General features: G+C 70.2%; 17 protein-coding genes. 5 read left to right on the forward strand and 12 right to left on the reverse strand.

Going from position 1 to position 19,876, the window contains the following annotated elements; translation table 11 throughout:
- Position 1 precedes the first annotated feature (1 nt).
- The 7 genes from AC1U89_RS15580 to AC1U89_RS15610 all read right to left on the reverse strand — a co-directional run bounded on the left by AC1U89_RS15580 (position 2) and on the right by AC1U89_RS15610 (position 5,269).
- On the reverse strand, positions 2-304 hold the full coding sequence (locus AC1U89_RS15580) for an antibiotic biosynthesis monooxygenase (RefSeq protein WP_479900602.1): 303 nt from the start codon (positions 302-304) through the stop codon (positions 2-4).
- A 41-nt stretch (positions 305-345) separates the two neighbouring features.
- Positions 346-1,041: a Crp/Fnr family transcriptional regulator gene (locus AC1U89_RS15585; protein ID WP_479900603.1), complete on the reverse strand. Its 696-nt coding sequence runs from the start codon at positions 1,039-1,041 to the stop codon at positions 346-348.
- A 259-nt stretch (positions 1,042-1,300) separates the two neighbouring features.
- A complete protein-coding gene (locus tag AC1U89_RS15590; protein ID WP_479900604.1) occupies positions 1,301-1,801 on the reverse strand; it encodes a pyridoxamine 5'-phosphate oxidase family protein in 501 nt (166 codons plus the stop codon).
- 69 nt (positions 1,802-1,870) lie between these two features.
- The gene (locus AC1U89_RS15595; RefSeq protein WP_479900605.1) at positions 1,871-3,004 is read right to left on the reverse strand and encodes an acyl-CoA dehydrogenase family protein; all 1,134 of its coding nucleotides are present in this window, start codon (positions 3,002-3,004) and stop codon (positions 1,871-1,873) included.
- A 1-nt stretch (position 3,005) separates the two neighbouring features.
- A complete protein-coding gene (locus tag AC1U89_RS15600) occupies positions 3,006-3,617 on the reverse strand; it encodes a DsbA family protein (RefSeq protein ID WP_479900606.1) in 612 nt (203 codons plus the stop codon).
- Positions 3,614-4,048, reverse strand: coding sequence for a hypothetical protein (locus AC1U89_RS15605; protein WP_479900607.1), 435 nt, complete (start codon positions 4,046-4,048; stop codon positions 3,614-3,616). The genes AC1U89_RS15600 and AC1U89_RS15605 overlap by 4 nt, the downstream gene beginning before the upstream one ends.
- Positions 4,049-4,063: 15 nt before the next feature.
- Positions 4,064-5,269, reverse strand: coding sequence for an acyl-CoA dehydrogenase family protein (locus AC1U89_RS15610; protein WP_479900608.1), 1,206 nt, complete (start codon positions 5,267-5,269; stop codon positions 4,064-4,066).
- 209 nt (positions 5,270-5,478) lie between these two features.
- Here AC1U89_RS15610 and AC1U89_RS15615 point away from each other — a divergent pair, with 209 nt between their 5' ends.
- Entirely contained in the window at positions 5,479-7,152 is a 1,674-nt protein-coding gene (locus AC1U89_RS15615) for a phosphatidylglycerol lysyltransferase domain-containing protein (protein ID WP_479900609.1), read from the forward strand.
- Here AC1U89_RS15615 and AC1U89_RS15620 read toward each other — a convergent pair.
- The gene (locus tag AC1U89_RS15620; RefSeq protein ID WP_479900610.1) at positions 7,112-7,324 is read right to left on the reverse strand and encodes a hypothetical protein; all 213 of its coding nucleotides are present in this window, start codon (positions 7,322-7,324) and stop codon (positions 7,112-7,114) included. The two genes, AC1U89_RS15615 and AC1U89_RS15620, sit on opposite strands and share 41 nt — an antisense overlap.
- 297 nt (positions 7,325-7,621) lie before the next feature.
- On the opposite strand from AC1U89_RS15620, the gene AC1U89_RS15625 reads away from it, so the two are divergent.
- Entirely contained in the window at positions 7,622-10,531 is a 2,910-nt protein-coding gene (locus AC1U89_RS15625; protein WP_479900611.1) for an SEL1-like repeat protein, read from the forward strand.
- 172 nt (positions 10,532-10,703) lie between these two features.
- Positions 10,704-11,183: a DUF3429 domain-containing protein gene (locus AC1U89_RS15630; RefSeq protein WP_479900612.1), complete on the forward strand. Its 480-nt coding sequence runs from the start codon at positions 10,704-10,706 to the stop codon at positions 11,181-11,183.
- A gap of 10 nt (positions 11,184-11,193) precedes the next feature.
- On the opposite strand, the gene AC1U89_RS15635 is transcribed toward AC1U89_RS15630, so the two are convergent.
- The 3 genes from AC1U89_RS15635 to AC1U89_RS15645 all read right to left on the reverse strand — a co-directional run bounded on the left by AC1U89_RS15635 (position 11,194) and on the right by AC1U89_RS15645 (position 15,064).
- Entirely contained in the window at positions 11,194-11,673 is a 480-nt protein-coding gene (locus AC1U89_RS15635; RefSeq protein WP_479900613.1) for a hypothetical protein, read from the reverse strand.
- Positions 11,674-11,751: 78 nt separating this feature from the next.
- On the reverse strand, positions 11,752-12,456 hold the full coding sequence (pdeM, locus tag AC1U89_RS15640; RefSeq protein ID WP_479900673.1) for a ligase-associated DNA damage response endonuclease PdeM: 705 nt from the start codon (positions 12,454-12,456) through the stop codon (positions 11,752-11,754).
- A gap of 25 nt (positions 12,457-12,481) precedes the next feature.
- Positions 12,482-15,064, reverse strand: coding sequence for a ligase-associated DNA damage response DEXH box helicase (locus tag AC1U89_RS15645; protein ID WP_479900614.1), 2,583 nt, complete (start codon positions 15,062-15,064; stop codon positions 12,482-12,484).
- Between the two features lie 161 nt (positions 15,065-15,225).
- On the opposite strand from AC1U89_RS15645, the gene AC1U89_RS15650 reads away from it, so the two are divergent.
- Positions 15,226-16,164, forward strand: a complete 939-nt coding sequence (locus AC1U89_RS15650) for a tetratricopeptide repeat protein (protein ID WP_479900615.1) — start codon at positions 15,226-15,228, stop codon at positions 16,162-16,164.
- A gap of 10 nt (positions 16,165-16,174) precedes the next feature.
- Here AC1U89_RS15650 and AC1U89_RS15655 read toward each other — a convergent pair whose 3' ends face one another.
- Positions 16,175-16,951: an SIMPL domain-containing protein gene (locus tag AC1U89_RS15655; protein WP_479900616.1), complete on the reverse strand. Its 777-nt coding sequence runs from the start codon at positions 16,949-16,951 to the stop codon at positions 16,175-16,177.
- 104 nt (positions 16,952-17,055) lie between these two features.
- On the opposite strand from AC1U89_RS15655, the gene AC1U89_RS15660 reads away from it, so the two are divergent.
- Positions 17,056-19,872 (forward strand): ATP-dependent DNA helicase, encoded by a 2,817-nt coding sequence (locus AC1U89_RS15660; RefSeq protein ID WP_479900617.1) that lies wholly within the window; start codon positions 17,056-17,058, stop codon positions 19,870-19,872.
- Positions 19,873-19,876: the final 4 nt, after the last annotated feature.

The raw sequence follows: 19,876 nt of genomic DNA on the forward strand, positions 1-19,876 counted from the left end.
GCTATTCGCTCACCGCCTCGTGGTGCCGCACGAAGGGTTCCTGCTCGAGCAGGAACTCGGCGTCGAAGTCGTAGTACTTGGCGTGCTCGAAGTCCTCGCCGGCGAAGCGTTTGATCGCCTCGAGGTCGGTCCAGAAGGTCAGCATCTCGAAGTGCACGACCTCGCCCTCGGGCCGGGTCAGGCACCAGGCGCCCAGGTTGCCGGGCGTGGACTTGTAGTCGGGCAGGGCGACCTCGCGCATCAGCGCCAGATAGCGGTCGGCCAGGGCGGCCGGCACGCGGCCATGCCAGTTGCGGACAATCATGCGGGCTTCCTCTCCAACCTGTCGTTGGAGATGGGGAGGCGTCAGCCGAAGGGAAGCGGCAGCAGGCGCTCGTAGCCGCGGCGCACGGCGGCGTAGCATTCGCAGGTGATGGCCTCGAGGCCGGCGCGGTCCAGGATGTCGACCACCCCGCGCCGGTAGCGGATCAGGCCCTTGGCCTGCAGCGAGCCGGCCACGGCCGTGACCGTGGTGCGCTGGACGCCCAGCATGTCGGCCAGGAACTCCTGGGTCAGGTTGATGGTGTCGCCGTCGATGCGGTCGCGGCACGACAGCAGCCAGCGGCAGAAGCGGGCCTCCACCCCGTGCAGGGCGTTGCAGGCCACCGACTGGATCGCGTGGCCGAACAGCGCCTCGTTGTGGCGGTCGACCAGGTCGCGCAGGGCGGGGCTGCGGCTCCAGGCCTCATGCAGGGCCGTGGCGTTGATCCGCGAGGCGAAGCCGGGCGCCTGGACGATGGCGCGCACCAGCGACTGGCGCGGCGCCACGGCGGCCATCAGGCCCAGGGCGCCCTCGCGACCCACCGGCGCGGACTCGATCGCCGCGCCGTTCTCCATCAGCGTCATCAGCGAGATGACGCAGTCGTGGGGGAAATAGACCACCTCGATCGGGTCGCCCGGATCGCAAAGGTGCCGGCCCTTTTCCAGCTCATGGTGGGTGAGATGGGGCGAGATCAGCCCGAAATCCTCGGACGGCAGGGCGGCGAGCAGGCGGTTTTTCAAGGGTGTGGCGGTCCCGTCGGCCGAATCGACCGATGTGCGGTAGGATTCCGAAGCTATAAGTTGGAAGCCGGTGCGATGTTGTCGAGTAGCCGACACAAATGCAGAACCCTTATCCGGGGTTCCCAAAGTGCTATTGATTGCGTCGGGAACCCGACATTGCAGGAATAGTTGGAGAACCCATCGCCGTGTGCGAGGTCGGGGCCCTGGATGAACTTTCTCAGGGCCCCGTTAGGTCTGACTTTTGCTTTTGAGGACCCGTTCAGCCCAGGTTGACGTGGGCCTTGTCGCCCAGATCGGGCGTACTGTCGGTCAGGTTGGCCTTGGCCACTTCCCAGGCGAAGCGGATCGCGCCGCCCTTGGAGATCCACAACTCCGCATCCTTGGCGTCAAGGCGCAGCAGGGTCAGGGACGGGTCGTCCTTGCCGTCCGGAAACCAGGCCGCGACCATCGGGTTCCAGTACTTGTCGATGCGGGCCGTGTCGCGGGCAGTGGACAGCACGCCGCCGATGCACGCCTGGAAGTCCTGGTCCTTGGCCTGGACGATGAACATCGCCTGGGTGCCGCCGCCGGCGCTCTTGGCCAGGTCGGTGTCGTCCTTGGTGAAGAACCAGATCTGGCCGCTTTCGGGCTCGGCGAAGGCGGTCATCGGTTGGAAGTGCTGGTGGCCGTCCGTCAGGCCCAGCATGCCGAACCGGGTGTGGTCCAGCTCCTTCCAGAGGCGTTTCTCGACGGCGGCCTTGTCGTTGGGATCGGTGCTCATGATGGTTCTTCCTGCGTCTCGGGGAGCAGGAAGAACCGTCATGGTGAAGGGCGGTTCCTAGGGCTAAGCCTAGAACCCCGACAGCCGCGCGTAGCGGTCGCGGTGGAACGAGGCCGAGCCGAACAGGGCCTCGGCGACGCGGGCGCGCTTCATGTAGAGGCCGGCGTCGTGGGCGTCGGTCATGCCGATGCCGCCGTGCATCTGGACCATCTCGTTGGACGCCAGATGCAGCACCTCCGAAGCCTTGGCCTTGGCCAGCGAGGCCAGCAGGCGGGTGTCGCCGCCCGCATCCGCCGCCTCCAGCGCCGCCTCGACGCACGAGCGGGTGGTCTCCAGGTCGGTGAACAGCTTGGCGGCGCGGTGCTGCAGGGCCTGGAACGTGCCGATCACCTGGCCGAACTGGGTGCGGGTCTTGATGTAGTCCAGGGTGATCTCGAACGCGGCGGTTGCCGTGCCCAGCATCTCGGCGGCGAGGCCGGCATAGGCGCGGTCCAGCACCGGCTCCAGGATCGCCCAGCCCTTGCCGACCTCGCCCAGCACGGCGTCCGCACCGACTTCGACCTTGTCGAAGGCGATTTCGGCCGCGCCCCGGCTGTCGATCAGGGCCAGATGCTTGCGGGTCACGCCCTTGGCGCCGCCCGGCACGAGGAACAGGGTGATCCCGTCGCTGTCGCCCGCCGCGCCCGAGGTGCGGGCCGCGACGATCAGCAGGTCGGCGGCTTCGCCGTCCAGCACGAAGGTCTTGGACCCCTTCAGGACGAAGCCATTGCCGCCTTCCTTCGCCGACAGCGTGGTGTTCAGCGGGGCGTGGTGCGCGCCTTCGTCGATCGCCAGGGTGGCCACCGCCTCGCCCGTGGCGATCTTCGGCAGCCAGGCGGCCTTCTGGGCGTCCGAACCGCCCAGGACCAGGGCCGCAGCGCCGACCATGGCGGTGGAGAGCAGGGGCGAGGCCACTAGGTTGCGGCCGGTCTCCTCCAGGATCAGGCCCAGGCCCAGATAGCCGAAGGCCGAGCCGTCGTGCTCTTCGGGCACGATCACCCCGGCCCAGCCCATGGCGCCCATCTCGCTCCAGGCGGCCGGGTCGAAGCTCTGCCTGGAGCCGCCGTCGCGCAGCTTGCGCAGGGCCGTGACGGGCGCGCTGTCCTGCGTCCAACCCTTGGCGGCGTCGCGCAGCATGGTCTGTTCTTCGGTCAGGACGGCCATGTCAGGCTTGCTCCAGATTCTGATGACGGACGGCCCAGTCCAGGGCCTGTTCGAGACGGTCGTTGCCCCAGAAGAGCTCGCCGTCGGCGGTGACGAAGGAGGGCGCGCCGAACAGGCCGCGTTCCTGGGCCTGGCGGACGTGGTCCTTCAGGCGGGACTTGATCGGATCGCTGGCGGCCGCGGCCAGCACCTCGTCGGGACCCGCGCCGACCGAGGCGATCAGCGGGGCCAGCACCTCGGGCTTCGAGATGTCGTGGTCCTCGACGAAATTGGCCTGGTAGACGGCGCGGCTGAAGGCGGGCGTCCAGCCGTCCTCCAGCCCGACGATGGCGACGCGGGCGGCAAGCAGCCCGTTGCGCGGGAACTGGCTGGGATGGACCAGCGGCAGGCCCTCCATGTCGCAGACCCGTTGCAGGTCGCGCCACATGTAGTCGCCCTTCACGGGGAAGGCGTTGAACGGACTGTCGTTCAGACCCTGCTGCTCGTGCATCAGCGGCCCCAGCAGGAACGGCCGCCAAGCCACGGCCACGCCCGCCGCCTGGGCCAGGCGCTCGACGCGCATGGCGGCGGGATAGCTGTAGGTGCTGCCGAACTCGTACCAGAACTCGATCATGCGGCGTGCGCCTTCTCGTCTTCGGCGCTCATCGCATACCAGACGAAACACATCGCATCGCGGGGATCTCGTCCCGTGGCCTTCAACGCATCCAGATGGTTGGCGAAGCCCTTCTGACCTTCGGCGAGAAAGTCATATTCGTTCGGCAGTTCGTTGAAGGCGGAAAGCGCATCCGCCGCCGCAGCTTCGACGCGTGTCCCCCAAGGCTGTTCTTTTGAGACCGTGCGGTAGGTGTCGACCTCCACCCAATAGCATTCGCACACGCCGTCATCAGGCAGGCGAAATTGCAGTTGCCCTCCAACATTCAACAGGTTCGCGGCGCGCGCGGCTTCAATGACGGTCGGAATTTCTGCCAGAGGCCACGCGTATTCTCCGGCGTGGAGCGAGGCGCGGCTCAAAAGCTCGGCGGGTAGTCTTTCGATGCTGCTCATGATCCCGCGCCGCCGCTATTGGTGATCCAGCAAGCCCAGCACGCGCTTGGCCACCACGTTGAGGTTCACCTCGCTGGTGCCGCCCTCGATCGAGTTGCCCTTGGCGCGCAGCATGGCGCGCGGCACGGCCAGCTCGTCCTTGGCGAAGCCTTCGCCCTCCCAGCCCAGGCCCTGCAGGCCCAGGGCCTCGACCAGGAGCTCGGTGCGCTCCTGGTTCATCTTGGCGGCTGCGTACTTGATAATCGACACGGCGGCGCTGGGGCCCGACCCCTGCTTGGACTCCGCCTCGGCCCGGCGCACGGTCAGCATGAAGGCGTGGGCGTCCATGCGGTGGTGGGCGATGCGGGCCCGCAGGTCGCCGTCGGCCAGCTTGCCCGAAGCGTCGACCCCGATCTCCTTCTTGGCCGCCTCGACCAGGTCCAGCCCGCCGCCGCCGCCGAAGCCCGAGGCCGAGATGTTCTGACGCTCGTACTGGAGGAGGCGCTTGGCGATGTCCCAGCCGCCGTTGACCTTGCCCACCAGCTGCTCTTTCGGGACCTTCACGTTGTCGAAGAAGGTCTCGCAGAACGGCGAGGAGCCGCTGATCAGCTTGATCGGCCGGGCCTCGACGCCGGGCGAGGTCATGTCGAACAGCACGAACGAKATGCCTTCGTGCTTCTTGGTKGTGTCGGTGCGCACCAGGCAGAAGATCCAGTCGGCTTGGTCGGCGTAGCTGGTCCACACCTTCTGGCCATTGATCAGCCAGTGGTCGCCCTTGTCTTCGCACTTGGTCTGGAGAGACGCGAGATCCGAACCCGCGCCCGGCTCGCTGTAGCCCTGGCACCAGCGGGTCTCGCCGCGGATGATCTCGGGCAGGAAGCGCTTCTTCTGCTCTTCGGTGGCGTACTCCAGCAGCACCGGGCCCAGCATCCAGATGCCGAAGCTCATCAGGGCGGGGCGGGCCTTGATGCGGCGCAGCTCCTGCTCCAKCACCTTGTTCTGGGCTTTGGACAGGCCGCCGCCGCCGTACTCCTTGGGCCACATCGGGGCGGTCCAGCCTCGCTCGGCCATGCGGTCCAGCCACAGCTTGGCGTCGGGGTTCTTCCACTTGAACCGCTTGCCGCCCCAGGGCGCGTCGTCCTCGCCCATCGGGGCGTTCAGGGACGCGGGATAGTTGGCCTCGAGCCAGGATCGCGTCTCGGCCCTGAAGGCGTCCAGGTCGCCGCCGCCGAAATCCGCCATGGCCGTTCTCCCTCGTCTTCTTGCGTGTCTCGCGGCGCTTTCCCGCGCCGCCGTTTCGCTTCCTTGGCCGGCAGACTACGCCATGGGACGACGGGGGCAAGCTTATTCAAACAGATGTTCGTCACGCGGTGGGCGACCGTTGGCGACGAGGCGCGCTATAGAAGAGGTCGATGACGTGTCCCGCCGGGATTCGCCGATCAGGGGTCTTGATGTCCGCGCCGCAACTGAGGCCAGCCTTCCTCGCCGTCGCGCCGACGCTGTCGGCCATCCTGGCGGCCTGCGCGGGCATCCTGCTGCTGGCCTCGGGCGCGACGCCGTCCGAGCCGACCCGCTTCGCGATCTGGGTGGCCGTGGCTCCCGGACCGCTGATCGAGGTCAGCCACTTCGTCTCGTCGATCCTGGGCCTGGTCCTGATCCTGCTGGCCTTCGGCCTGCGCTCGCGCCTGGACGCGGCCTGGTGGGCGGCGCTGTTCGCCCTGGCGGGCGGCGCGATCCTGGCCCTGTTCAAGGGGCTGAACTGGGAAGAGACGGTCATCCTGACCGCCATCATGCTGGCCATGCTGCCGTTCCACGAGGCCTTCCCGCGCAAGGCGGCCCTGTCGCGGATGGAGATCACCCCCGGCTGGCTGCTGTCGGCGGCCGCGGCCCTGGTCGGGGTGGCCTTGTGCGGCTGGTGGACCTTCGCCCACACCGAATACGCCTCGCAGTCGGTGATGAAGACGATCGGCGACCGCGAGGTGGCCCGGGCCATCCGCTCGTCGGCCGCCGCCGCCATCGTGCTGATGGCCATCGGCGTCTGGCGGCTGATCGCCACCCCCGCCACCCCGCCGGTGGTGGACGACACCGACCCCGACTTCGACCGGGTGCGCGCCATCCTGGCCAAGGCCGAGAGCGCCGAGCCGCCGTCGAACCTGGCCCTGCTGGGCGACAAGCGCTTCCTGTTCTCGGCCTCGGGCGAGAGCTTCCTGATGTTCGGCGTGCGCGGCCGCTCCTGGATCGCCATGGGGCCCCCTGTCGGGCGCGACGACGAGCGGATGGAGCTGTTCTGGCGCTTCCGCGAACTGGCCGACGCCCACGCCGCCCGCGCCGGCTTCTATGCCCTGGGTCCCGCCGACCTGCCCGACAGCGTCGACCTGGGGTTGGCCATCCAGAAGACCGGCGAGAGCGCCGCGGTGCCGCTGGAGGCCTTTTCGCTGGCCGGCCGCCGCCGCGAGGTCCTGCGCCGCAACTGGCGCAAGGCCGGGGAGGGCGGGGCGGCTTTCGAGGTCCTGCCCGCCGACCAGGTCCACACCATCATGCCCACGCTGAAGGTGATCTCCGACGCCTGGCTGGCCCACCACGCCGGCGGCGAGAAGGGCTTCTCGATGGGCGGCTTCGACGAGCGCTATGTGGCCGAGTTCCCGGTCGCCCTGGTGCGGGTCGAGGACCAGATCGTCGCCTTCGCCACGCTCTGGACGACGGCCAACAAGGTCTCGTTCTCGATGGACTTGATGCGCTATTCCGACGACGCGCCCAAGAACGTCATGGACTACCTGTTCGTCGAGCTCTTGGGCTGGGGCAAGGAGCAGGGGTATCAGGCGTTCGAGTTCGGGGTGGCCCCGCTGGCCGGCCTGGAGGATCGCCCGCTGGCGCCGATCATGTCGCGCGTAGGCCGTCTGCTCTACGAGCGCGGCGAGGAAATCTACAATTTCCAGGGCGTGCGGCGGTACAAGGACAAGTACGACCCGGTCTGGCAGCCGCGCTACATTGCCGCGCCTCACAAGTGGGCCATACCCTTTTTGCTTGCGGACATCGGCCTGCTGTCGTCCGGCGGCGTCTCCGGACTGACGAAAAGGCCGCGACCTAGTAGCGCGGGTCGCCCGTCTTCATCCCCAGCAGATTGAGGATATGGGCCGCCATCAGCAGGGCGACGACGGCGCCGGCCACCATCAGCGGGCGCCACGGCATCATCCGCGGACCCTTTAGAACATTGATCGGACGGGCCCCGCGCCAGCCGCAGAAGACGGCGAACAGCAGGGCGGCGACGGCGATGGCGATAGTGGTCGGAAGCTCCATTTCACTCTCATGGCCTGCGACAATCAGCCATGCAAATCGTTAACGCGCGTTAACCACGTGCAGCCGAATCTTAGGTACACACGTTGAGGAAGTGTGCCTGTTAACCATCCACAGTTAATCTTGACCATTGCTATATGTAGCGGTTGAGGTCGCGTTTACACGCTAGGAATCGGTGTCTAGCGTTGGTTCCCAGGTGCATAGGGAACGATTCGGATGACGGCCGCCGCGCCATGGAGCGTTAAGGGGATCGACCCCAAGGCACGTGAGGTTGCGAAAGACCTCGCGCGTCGCTCCGGCATGACGCTGGGCGAATGGCTCAATCGAATGATCATCGAGGGCGAGGGTTTCGACGCCGCCGCCCTGGAAGCCTTCGGCGAGCCCAGCCGTCCGTCACTGGCCGTCAACAACGACCGCGCCAACCCTTCCTATTACGAGACCGACCGTCGCGGCGCGCCGTCGCGCATCGAGGCGCGTGAGCATCCCGCTGACGAAGTCGGTCGCGTGGCCGTCGCCCTGGACCGCCTGACCGACCGCATCGAGGCGGCCGAGAAGCGCTCGGCCCAGGCCATCTCCGGCATCGACGAATCCGTGCGCGGCGCCCTGCAGCGCCTAGTCGCCGCCGAGCGCGAGCAGGTGGCCGTGGCCGCCCGCTTCGAGGGCGCGGTGGACGAGATCAAGACCGACCAGACCCGCGCCGCCGAACGGCTGCGCCGGATGGAGGCCGAGGCCGCCGGTCCGCGCTCGGCTGAAGCCTTGCGCGCCCTGGAAGGCGCCCTGGGCAAGGTCGCCGGCCACCTCTACGAGGGCGAGGCCCGCACCCGCGAGACCATCGCCCATCTGGAACAGCGCCTGGACAACCAGGCCGGCGTCGGGGCCGGCGATCCCTCGGCCCTGGTCGAGGAAGTCGTGGCCCGCCTGGGCCAGCGCCTGGAAGCCGCCGAGGCCCGCACCGCCGAAGCCCTGCAGGCCCTGACCACGTCGTTCACCGCCCTGGACGGCCGCCTGCGCACCGTCGAGAGCAGCAATCCGGGCGAAGGCGTCCAGAAGCGGCTCGACGACCTGTCCAACGGCCTGACCCAGCGCATGGAGGCCGCCCGTCTGGAGATGGCCGCCAAGCTGCGCGAGAGCGCCGACGGCCGCTTCGACCGCATGGAGCGCAAGCTGGGCGAGATGACCGCCCACGTGCAGGCCGCCGAGCAGCGCTCGGCCCAGGCCATCGAGCGCATGGGTCGCGAAGTGGTCGGCATGGCCGACGCCCTGAACCGCCGCGTCCAGACCTCGGAAGCCCGCGCCAACGCCGCCATCGAGCAGGTCGCCGCCAGCATCGACCAGAAGCTGAACCGCGCCGACAGCGTCCAGGCCCAGGCCCTGGAGAAGCTGGGCGCCGAGATCGCCCGCATCACCGAGAAGCTGGCCGAGCGGATCGGCAACGCCGAGCGCCGTAACGCCCTGGCCATMGACGATGTCGGCGACCRGGTCACCCGCGTCACCGACCGCCTGAACCAGCGCCACGAGCGCACGTCGCAGGAACTGGTCGACCGCATCCGCCAGAGCGAGGAGCGCACCGCGCGCCTGCTGGAGGAAGCGCGCGAGAAGATCGACACCAAGCTGGCCGACGCCCAGCGTCGCCTGGCCGAGCAGGCCGCCGCGGCCGCGCCGCCGGCCCGTCCCGCCGCCTCGCCGTTCGACGACGGCGACCGCTTCTCGTTCGGCGGCGAGGCCGTCCCCGAGGACGTCTTCCACCAGCCGGCCGCCTTCATCCCGGCCCAGACCTCGACCCCGGCCCGCACCGCGGCCCCGGCGGCGTTCGAGGCACCCGCGTATGAGGCTCCTGCCTTCCCGACCGCCGAGCCGCCCGCCATGGAGTTCGGCGACGAGGACTTCGAGGCCGCCGACGGCTTCACCTCGGCCCTGGAGCCGGAAGCGGCGTTCGAGGCGGAAACCGACTACGACAGCGACTTCTCGGCTCCGGAATTCGGCGCCTCCGGCTTCTCGGCGCCGGAAGAGCCGGCCGCGCCCGGCCGTCCGCTGTCGACCCGCGAAGTGATCGAGCAGGCCCGCGCCGCCGCGCGCCAAGCGGCCCTGGCCGGCGACGCCAAGGGCAAGGACAAGACCAAGGCCAAGAAGCCGGCGACCTCGCTGTTCGCCGGCTTCGGCGCCAAGGGCTCCGAGAAGAAGGCCAAGAAGGGCGGCATGAAGACCGCCCTGATGGTCTCGGCCGCCGCCGCCTGCCTGGGCGTGGGCGCGGCCAGCTTCTTCATCAATTCCGAAGGCGCGGGCGGACCGCTTCCCGACCGCGTGGCCAAGGGCATCGCCAACAAGTCGAGCGGCGAGATCCGTTCGGCCGAGGTCGACACCAGCCCGGCCGGCGCCCGCGCCGCCGTGGCCCTGACGTCCGCCGCCGCGACGCCCGTCGAGGCCGCCCCGATCGAGGCCGCGCCCGTCGCGCCCCCGTCCGAGAACGCCCAGGCCCTCTACGAGGACGGCGTGCGCCGCATCGAGGCCAAGGACCGCACGGGCCTGGAAAGCCTGCGCAAGGCCGCCAACCTCGGCCTGCCGCGCGCCCAGTTCTACCTGGCCAAGCTGTACGAGCAGGGCGAGGGCGGGGTGAAGAAGGACCTGGCCGAGGCCCGTCGCTGGACCGAGCGCGCCGCCACGGCCGGCGAGGCCCGCGCCATGCACAACCTGGCCCTCTACTACTACAAGGGCGAGGGCGGCGAACGGAACTCGACCAAGGCCGCCAGCTGGTTCCGCAAGGCCTCGGACCTGGGCCTGGTCGACAGCCAGTTCAACCTGGCCCAGCTCTATGAAGGCGGGTGGGGCGTCAGCCAGAACCCGACCGAAGCCTACAAGTGGTACCTGATCGCCGCGCGGTCGGGCGACACCGCCTCGCGCGCCCGGGCCTTGGCCCTGCGCGCCCAGCTGACCGCCGAGGGCCAGCGGATCGCCGAGCGTTCGGCCAGCGCCTTCCGTTCGCAGGCCGCCGCGCCCGTCCAGGCCGTTGTCTCGACCGCCGCCCCCAGCGCCGGCCTGGCCACCGCCCAGCGCGCGCTGTCGAAGCTGGGCTACTACCAGGGCCCGCAGGATGGCGTGACCTCGCCGGCCCTGCAGATGGCCATCGCCGCCTACCAGCGCGACCAGAACATGCAGCCGTCGGGCGCCCTGGACGGCGACACCCTCAGCCGCCTGTCGACCTGGGCCCGCTGAGCCCTAAGGCCAAGCTTCCCAAACCTTTCTGGGTGTGCGAGCGTCCGCGCTCGACCACAGGCTGTGTCCTGTGGTCAAATATCGTCCGTGGACCTATGGGCTGACCTCGGTAATAGTCAGTCCCTTCCGGGGGGAAGGGCGCGCGTCGGAGCTCGCGCCCGAAGGAGTAGACATGGCGTTCGAAGCAGCGACGGCCGATCACACGCAGGATCGCGTGCCGGTGCCCCCCGCCGTATGGGTTTGCGGCCTGGCCACCCTGGTCCCGTTCATCGTCTGCTCGGCCCTGTTCTGCTACGGCCCCATCGACATGCGGCAGGTCGCGCTGATCAGCCTGCTGGCCTATTCCAGCGCCATGATGTCGTACCTGGGCGGCGTGCGCTGCGGTCTCGAGATCGAGCGCGCCAGCCCCCGCTGGATGACCCTGGGCCTTTCGCTGCTGTTCCCCCTGGCCGGTTTCGGCCTGCTGCTGGGCGGCCTGAAGTTCGAGCCCGCGTGGCAGCTCTCGGGCTTCCTGTTGGTCTTCATCCTGCAATGGCTGTGGGACGTGACCAATCATGACGGCCCCGCCTGGCGTCCGCGCCTGCGCACCTTGCTGACCTCCGGCGCGGCCATCTCCCTGGCCTTCGCCCTCGAGCAGGCCCTCCACCTCTAGAAGACGTCGCCTATTGGTTGGTGGCCACCGCCTCGGTCGCCGCCGCGTCCGTCGCAGCGCCCGTGGCGACATCGGCCACCGGCGCGCTGACCACCACCGTCGAGGCGGCCTCGTCCTTGGCCTTCGGCGCATTGATGAAGGGCGTGGCCTCGTTCAGCGGGTCGGACACGCAGGCCGCCGCCACCTGCTTGCTCAGCTTCTCTTCCTTGGTGTTCTGCTGCATGCCCAGGGCGGCCGAGGCCACGGTGCCGGCGAACGGCACGACGGCGTTGCCGCCCATGCCGACGGCCTTCTTCAGCAGATTGGGCTCTTCGTAGTCGATCGCCTTGGTGCGCAGGGCCTTGCAGGCCTCGGTGTCGTATTTCGGGTCCTTGGCGTCGAGCTTGGCCACGGTCTTGACCGGGGGCTCGCCGGCCACGGCGACCTGCGGGGTCGCCAACGGCGACAGGGCTAGAACGGCGCCGATGCCGATCAGGATCGGTCGCATCACGAAATCTCCATTTTCCAACGTCCCGGGGATCAAACGCCCGGACGCGGAGGGTGATCCGTTCGTTCGTCGGGCGGGCCGTCAGTCGGGCCGCAGCGACTTCCAGCCGACCGCGTGCACGCGCCGGGGCCCCAGGGCGGCGGCCAGGGCCGGGCCGCCGAACAGCGGGGCGAAGGCCGGGTCCAGGATATTCAGTCCGCCCGTGAACGCCCCGAACGCCGGCAGGACCAGGCGCGTCCCGTCGGTGACGAAGCAGCGCCGCCGCACCGTGGCCCGGCCGCTGGTCACCTTGGCGGCCGGATGCAGGTGGCCGGCCACCTCGCCCGGCTGGGCGCCGGGCAGGGGCTCGTGGCGGAAGGTCAGGCCGGCGAACGCGGCCTCGTCGACCACGTCGCCGGGCAGGCTCCTGGGCCCATCCTCGTCGTGGTTGCCCACCGCCCAGACCAGCCGACGGCCCAGGGCCAGGGCGGCGATGCGGACCCGGTCCTCCTCCGGCAGGCGATCCTCGCCCGCGCCGTCGTGGAAGCTGTCGCCCAGGAAGACCAGGGTCGCGGGCGACAGCGCCGCCAGCTCGCGCTCCAGCCGGTCCAGGGTCTCGCGGGTGTCGTAGGGCGGCAGCATCTGGCCGAAGCGCGCGGCGTAGCTGCTGCCCTTCTCGAAGTGCAGGTCGGCCACCACCATCGTGCGCTCGGCCTCCAGCCACAGGGCGCCGGAGTGGCGCAGGACGGCGCGCGTCCCCGCGATCTCGAGCCGCAGGCCCCCGCAATCGCCGATCTGAAACGCCAGTTGGGTCACGCCACCAATACTCTCATCAAGCCATCGCCTCGGCGATCAAGTCTTCCTCGGCCTCGGCCAGCACCATTTCGCCCGCCGCGTCGCCCGGCGCGCGCTCGCGGCCGATCTCCAGCATGATCGGTACGGCGAAGGGCGAAACATGGTCCAGGGTCGCATGGCGGATGCGGCCGCCGCCGATCCGCGCCAGCATGTCGCCCAGCCGCGCCACGTCCAGCGACCCGGTCGCCGCGTCGGCCCGGGCGCAGCGCAGCAGCAGGTGGTCGGGTTGGTGGCGGCGCAGGACGTCGTAGATCAGGTCGGTCGAGAAGGTCACCTGCCGGCCGGACTTCTCCATGCCCGGATGCCTGCGCTCGATCAGGCCCGAGATCAGGGCGCAGACCTTGAAGGCGCGCTTCATCAGGAAGCTMTCGTCCAGCCAGGCCTCCAGGTCGTCGCCCAGCATGTCCTGGGCGAACAGTTCGTCCAGGTCCAGTTGGTCCATCGGCTTCAGCGACCAGATGGCCACCGCGTAGTCGTTGGCCACGAAACCCAGGGGCCCGACGCCCAGCCGGTCCAGCCGCCGGGTCAGCAGCATGGCCAGGGTGGTGTGGGCCAGGCGCCCCTCGAACGGATAGCAGACCAGGTGGAAGCGCTTCCCGTGCGGGAAGGTCTCCAGMAGCATCTCGTCCTGCTCGGGRATGATCGAACGGACCTTCTGGTAGTTCAGCCACTCCTGGACGTCCGGGGGCAGGGCGGGCCATTCGGCCTCGTCGTGCATCATCGCCCGTACGCGGCCGGCCAGATAGGTCGACAGGGGGAACTTCGACCCACCCCAGCTGGGCATCTTGGGGTCCTTGTCCGGGGCGGGCGTGACGAAGGCGTCGGCCCCGACCAGGCTGTTGAACCGCCAGACCTGGCCGGCGAAGACGAAGGTGTCGCCGGGCGTCATGGCCTCGAAGAAGCCCTCCTCGGCCTCGCCCACCTTGCGCCCGCCCATGGGACGTTTGCCGCCGCCGATGCGGACATTGATCATGGCCGGCGAGACAATGGCCCCCACGTTCATCCGGTGGGCCAGCACCGCCTGGGCGTTGCGCGCTCGCCAGAGCCCGTCCTGGCCCGGCACGATGCGGCGGAACTTGTCGTAGGTGCGCAGGGCGTAGCCGCCGGTCGAGACGAAGTCGACGACGGTCTCGAAGTCCTCCCACGACAGGTCGGCGTAGGGGCCGGCCGTGCGGACCTCGTCATAGAGCTCGGTCGGGGCGAAGGGTTCCGAGCACGCGCAGCCCATGATGTGCTGGGCCAGGACATCCAGCGCGCCGATGCGAGCCGGCTCGCCGTCCAGATGCCCGCCCAGGATGGCGTCGGCGGCGGCGCGGCATTCCAGGAACTCGAAGCGATTGGCCGGGGCCAGGATGGCGCGCGAGGGCTCGTCCAGGCGGTGGTTGGCGCGGCCGATCCGCTGGACCATCCTCGAGGCCCCCTTGGGCGCGGCCAGCTGGATCACCAGGTCCACGTCGCCCCAGTCGATGCCCATGTCGAGGGTCGAGGTGCAGACCACGGCGCGGATCTCGCCGCGGGCCATGGCCGCCTCGACCTTGCGCCGCTGCTCGGCCGCCAGGCTGCCGTGGTGCAGGGCGATGGCCAGGCMGTCGTCGTTCAGCTTCCACAGTTCCTGGAACGCGAACTCCGCCTGGAAGCGCGTGTTGACGAAGACCAGGGCGGTCTTGGCGCCTTTGATGATCTCGTAGATCTCGGCCATGGCGTGCTCGGCCGTGTGCCCGGCCCACGGCACGCGGCCGCCCGAGACCAGCACCTCGACGATCGGCTGGGCGCCGCCCTGGCCCAGGACGAGGTCGACGGTGTGCAGATCCTCCCCCTGTGAGGGAGGTGTCGGCGAAGCCGGCGGAGGGGGGCGTGATCCGGCGTTGGCCGCCGTATCCCCCAACCGGCCTTCGGCCGCCTCCCCCACGGGGGGAGGATCTGAATTGGAACGGGGGCCATTCCAGCCCAACCACCTTCTTACCAGGTCCGGATCGTCCACCGTCGCCGACAGCCCCACCCGCCGCATGTTCGGCGCGAAGCGCTGCAGGCGGGCCAGCCCCAGCGACAGAAGGTCGCCGCGCTTGGAGGGCCAGATGGCGTGGGCCTCGTCGATGATCACGCAGGACAGGTCTTCGAAATAGGTCCGCGCGCCCTCCCAGGCGCAGAACAGGGCCAGTTGCTCGGGCGTGGTCAGCAGGATGTCGGGCGGGCGCAGGCGCTGGCGCTGCTTGCGGGCCTCGCCGGTGTCGCCGGTGCGGCTCTCGGCCACGATGTTCAGGCCCATCTCGCGGATCGGCGTGGCCAGGTTGCGCTCGATATCGACCGCCAGGGCCTTGAGCGGCGAAATGTAGAGGGTGTGGACGCCGGCGGGAGTGTTGCGCGGGGCCCGCTCGGCCAGCTCGATCAGGCTGGGCAGGAAGCCGGCCAGGGTCTTGCCGCCGCCCGTGGGGGCGATCAGAAGGGCGTCACGACCCTGCCGGCCCTTCTCGACCATGGCCAGCTGATGCGGCCGCGGCGCCCAGCCGCGCGAGGCGAACCACTCTTGAAAGCGTGGAGGAAGGGCGGTCGCCGCGAGCATTGCCCAGGCCTATAGCATGTTCCCGTTCCGTTTCCATGCGGCTACCTGCCGCTTTCCGGTGTTTTGACAACAGTGGTACGCGAGACTACCCGAAGGACGGGATCGTTAGGGGCGTGACGCAGATGGCACCGATGGCTCGCAACAGCCTTGCAGGCTTGGCCTTGGCGACGATCCTCGCGATCGGCGCGCCGGCGCTTTCGGCCCCGCTTCCGGCGGCGCCCGCCGCGGCGGCCGAGCCGAGCCGGGCCGAGCTGCTGCGTCGGGCCCAGGCCGGGGACGTCACCGCCTACGACCTGCTGGCCAGCAGCTATCTCGACGGCGAGGGCGACCAGCGCGACGTCAACGCCGCCGTGCGCTGGCTGGAGCAGGGGGTCAAGGCCGGCGACACCGACTGCATGATCGCCCTGGGCAACCTCTATTTCGAAGGCGACGACCTGGACCAGGACCAGGCCAAGGCCCTGTCGCTGTACAAGGCCGCCGCGGCCGAGGGCGACGCCCTGGGCGCCTACAACGCCGGCCTGGTCTACGAGACCAGCGCCGACGACCTGACCCAAGCCCTGGGCTGGTACTGGCGCGCGGCCATGGGCGGCGACGAGGGCGGGATGTACAAGCTGGCCCTGGCCTATCAGTTGGGGCAGGGCGTGCCGACCGACGAGGCCCAGGCCGTGGCGTGGATGCGCAAGGCCGCCGCCGCCGGCTCGGTCGACGCGATCAACGACCTGGGCTCCTACTATCTGCAGGGCTATGGCGTGCCGGTCGACGAGGTCCAGGCGCTGAAGCTCTATGTGGACGCCGCCCAGCAGGGCTCGGCCGTGGCCCTGGCCAATGTCGCCGCCGCCTATCACAACGGCGAGGGCGTCGCGGTCGACTTCGAGAAGGCGCTCAGCCTCTACGCCCAGTCGGCCAAGGCCGGCAACCTCACGGCCTATTACGACCTGGGCCAGATGTACGAGGACGGCGAAGGCGTGAAGGCCAGCCGCGCCAAAGCGGTGCAGCTGTACCGGCTGGCCGCCGAGAGCGAGGACGACGAGGTGGCCGAGATGGCCGAGGACGCCGTCGAGCGCCTCGAAGGCGGCTCCTCGGAAACCCCGATCGCCTGATCGATTCCGACTAGGGCAGCAGGCTGTAGGTCACCGTCACCCGCGCCGTGCGCGTGATCGGCGGCGGGGTCATGGCCAGGGGCGCGGCCAGCTTGGACGCCGTGACGACGACCTCGGCGCGCGCCGGCGGGGGCGGCGGCGGAGGCGCTGGGGGAACCCCGAAGGCGCCGATGTTGACGGCCTGGGAATCCTGGATCCGCACGAGCGGTCCCAGCTTGCCGCCCGAGCTCTCGGCGATCAGCTGGGCCTGGCGCTTGGCGTCGGCGATGGCCGACCGCATCGCCTTATCCTCCAGCGGCTGGTCGTCGGTCAGTCCGCCGTTGCTGACATTGATGTCGGAACCGCCCAGCTGGGCGGCCAGGGAAGCGACGTCGCCGACCTGCTTGGCCGGCGTCACCTTCACCTGGAAACCGACCGTGGCCACGCTGCCGATCACCGCGCATTCGCCGGTGCTGAGGTTGGGCGCCCCGTAGTTGTTGGCGTTGCAGGTCTTGGGACGGACTTCGCGGATCGACAGCGTGCTGCTGCGCACGTCCAGGGTCGGCTTGCCGGACAAGGCGGCCAGGCTGGCGTCCAGCTTGCCGCGGCTGGTCGACAGGGCCGTGACCGCCTCAGGCGAGGTGGGGCCTTCGCCGCGCAGGTTGAACGACAGCCAGGCGTAGTCGGCCGGCGTCTCGGCGCGGCCGTTGCCGATCACCGTGACGGTCGGGCCGGCGGGCTCCGGGGCTTGGGCGAAGGCGGCCGAGGCGGGGGCGCAGGCCAAGGCGGCGACGAGCAGAAGACGCATGCGAAAGCTCCATTTGAGGTTGCAACCATGGCAGAGCCTGGACGCCTCGCCAAGCTGTGGATTGTTCCCGTTCCGTTTCTGTCGCCGATCCGCTAAAAGGATGCGTGACCGCACAGATTCCCGCCCTCGATCTCGCCCCCGCCCTGGTGGTGCTGCCCGGACMCCGCGCTGGCGTGGCCGATGGTTCGGGCGAAGGGCGGATGCTGCGCACGCCCGACGCCCGCGACCTGTTCGAATACGGCCCGGTGCTGGTCGCCCACGCCTCGATGACCGCCAAGCGGCTTAACCTGCAGGCTCCGGCCCGCGGGCGCGGCGTGTTCGACGTGCTGGAGCTCTACGCCTTCACCCGTCCGGCCACCTTCTGCGCGCCCTCGGCGGTGGGCTTGGCCACGGCCCTGGGTCTGCCCGAGCCCAAGGGCGCGGCGGCCCAGGCCCAGACCCTGCGCGACGCCGCCGCGGCCCTGCTGCACGAACTGGCCCTGACGCCCCGACCGTCGCGCGAAGAAGCGCTGGCGGTGGCCGAGACCCTGGCTCGAGCCGGCTGGTCGTGGGGACCGGCGGTGGTCGGCGCTCTGCGCTCGGCCCCGGTCGGCAATCAGTTTCGCAGTTCCGGCCTCGACGTCTGGGCTCGCGCGACCGAGTGGGAAGACCAAGCCCCGCCCGGCGAGCCCGGCAGCCGTCCCGTCGATCCCGAACGCGCCAGCGAACGCCTGCGCGAGCTGCTGCACCGCTCGGGCCTGGACGAGGTGCGCGAGGCCCAGGACACCTTCGCCCGCGAGGCCGCCTACGCCTTCGCCCCCCGCGACCGCGAGGGCGAGCCCCAGATGATGCTGGCCGAGGCCGGCACCGGGGTCGGCAAGACCCTGGGCTACCTGGCGCCCGCCTCGGTGTGGGCCGAGATGAACGGCCCGGCGGTCTGGGTCAGCACCTACACCCGCGCCCTGCAGCGCCAGATCGAGCGCGAGAGCCAGTCGATCTATCCCGACCCGCTGGTCCGGGCCCGCAAGGCCGTGGTCCGCAAGGGGCGCGAGAACTACATCTGCCTGCTGAACTTCCAGGAGCAGGTGAACACCGCCCAGCTGGGCAACGGCGACCTGATCGGCCTGGCGCTGGCGGCCCGCTGGGCCCGCGCCAGTCGCGACGGCGACATGACCGGCGGCGACTTCCCGGCCTGGCTGCCGACCCTGTTCGCCATCGCCCCTTCGGCCCAGGCTGGACCGGCCAACCTGGTCGACCGGCGCGGCGAGTGCATCCACGCCGGTTGCCAGCACTACCGCGTCTGCTTCATCGAAAAGGCCGTGCGGGCCTCCAAGCGAGCCGACATCGTCATCGCCAACCACGCCCTGGTGCTGAGCCAGGCGGCCTTCGACGGCGCGCGGGCGGCGCGCGGCCTGAAGGGCGACAACGAGACCACCTCGCTGAAACGCATCGTCTTCGACGAGGGCCACCACCTGTTCGACGCCGCCGACAGCGCCTTCTCGGCCGCCCTGTCCGGCGCCGAGGCCGCCGAGCTGCGGCGCTGGCTGCGCGGCCCCGAGGGACGCGGCCRACGGGGCAGGGGGCTGGAGGCCCGGCTGCTGGACATCATCGGCGAGCGGGGAGGCGCGCGCGGGGCCCTGAACGCCGCCCTGCACGCCGCCGCCGCCCTGCCGGGCGAGGGCTGGTCGGGCCGCATCGCYCCGCCGGACGGCCAGGTCAATCCGATCGGCCCGATCGAGACCTATCTGGTCTCGGTGATCGAGCAATTGCGCGCCAGGGTCACCGACCGTCCCGGCGCGGCCGAGCAGGGGCTGCAATGCGCCGCCCGCCCGGCCATCGACCTGGTCCGCGAACGGGCCGGCGAGGCGGCCAAGGCCCTGGCGGCCATCGAGGCCCCGCTGCTGGCCCTGGCTCGCCACCTGGAAGACGTGCTGGACGAGGAGGCCGACACCCTGCCGACCGGCGAGCGGGCGCGGATCGAGGGCGCGCTGCGCGGCCTGGACCGCCGGGCCCGCATGACCCTGCCGGCCTGGCGCTCGATCCTCAAGGCCATCGACGAGGACGCGGAAGACGATCCGGAGTTCGTCGACTGGTTCGAGGCCACGTTCCTGTACGGCCGCGTCGTCGACGCCGCCTGCCGCCGTCACTGGGTGGACCCGACCGAGCCGCTGCGCGCGGCGGTCTTGAGCCCCGCCCACGGCGTGCTGGTCACCAGCGCCACCCTGACCGACCCGGCGCTGGAGGACCCCTTCGCCCTGGCCGAGATGCGCACCGGCGCGGCGCGCCTGCCGCAGAGTCCCAAGGTGCTGCGCCTGGTCTCGCCGTTTGACTACGCGAAGAACGCCCGGGCCTTCGTGGTAACCGACGTGGGCAAGGACGACCCGCGCCAGGTGTCGGCGGCGATGCGCGAGCTGTTCCTGGCGGCCGGCGGCGGGGGGCTTGGCCTGTTCACCGCCATCCGGCGGCTGAAGGCGGTGCACGAGCGGATCGCCGGGCCCCTGGCCGACCAGGGCCTGGCGCTGTACGCCCAGCACGTCGACCCGCTGGAGGCCGGGGCCCTGGTCGACATCTTCCGGGCCGAGGAGGACGCGTGCCTCCTGGGCACCGACGCCATCCGCGACGGCATCGACGTGCCGGGCCGGTCCCTGCGCCTGCTGGTCTTCGACCGCGTGCCCTGGCCGCGTCCCGACGTGCTGCACAAGGCCCGCCGCGCCAGGTTCGGCGGCAAGGGCTACGACGACTCCACCGCCCGCGCCCGCATCAGCCAGGCCTTCGGCCGCCTGATCCGTCGGGCCGACGACCGCGGGGTGTTCGTGATGCTGGACGCCGCCGCCCCGACGCGGCTGTTCTCCAGCCTGCCCGAGGGCGTGACGCTGGAGCGTGTCAGCCTCGTCGAGGCGATCGAGGCGACCGCCGCATTTTTGTCGGAAGAGCGGTCTTAATCAG

The sequence above is a fragment of the Caulobacter sp. 05T431 genome, assembly GCF_056665975.1.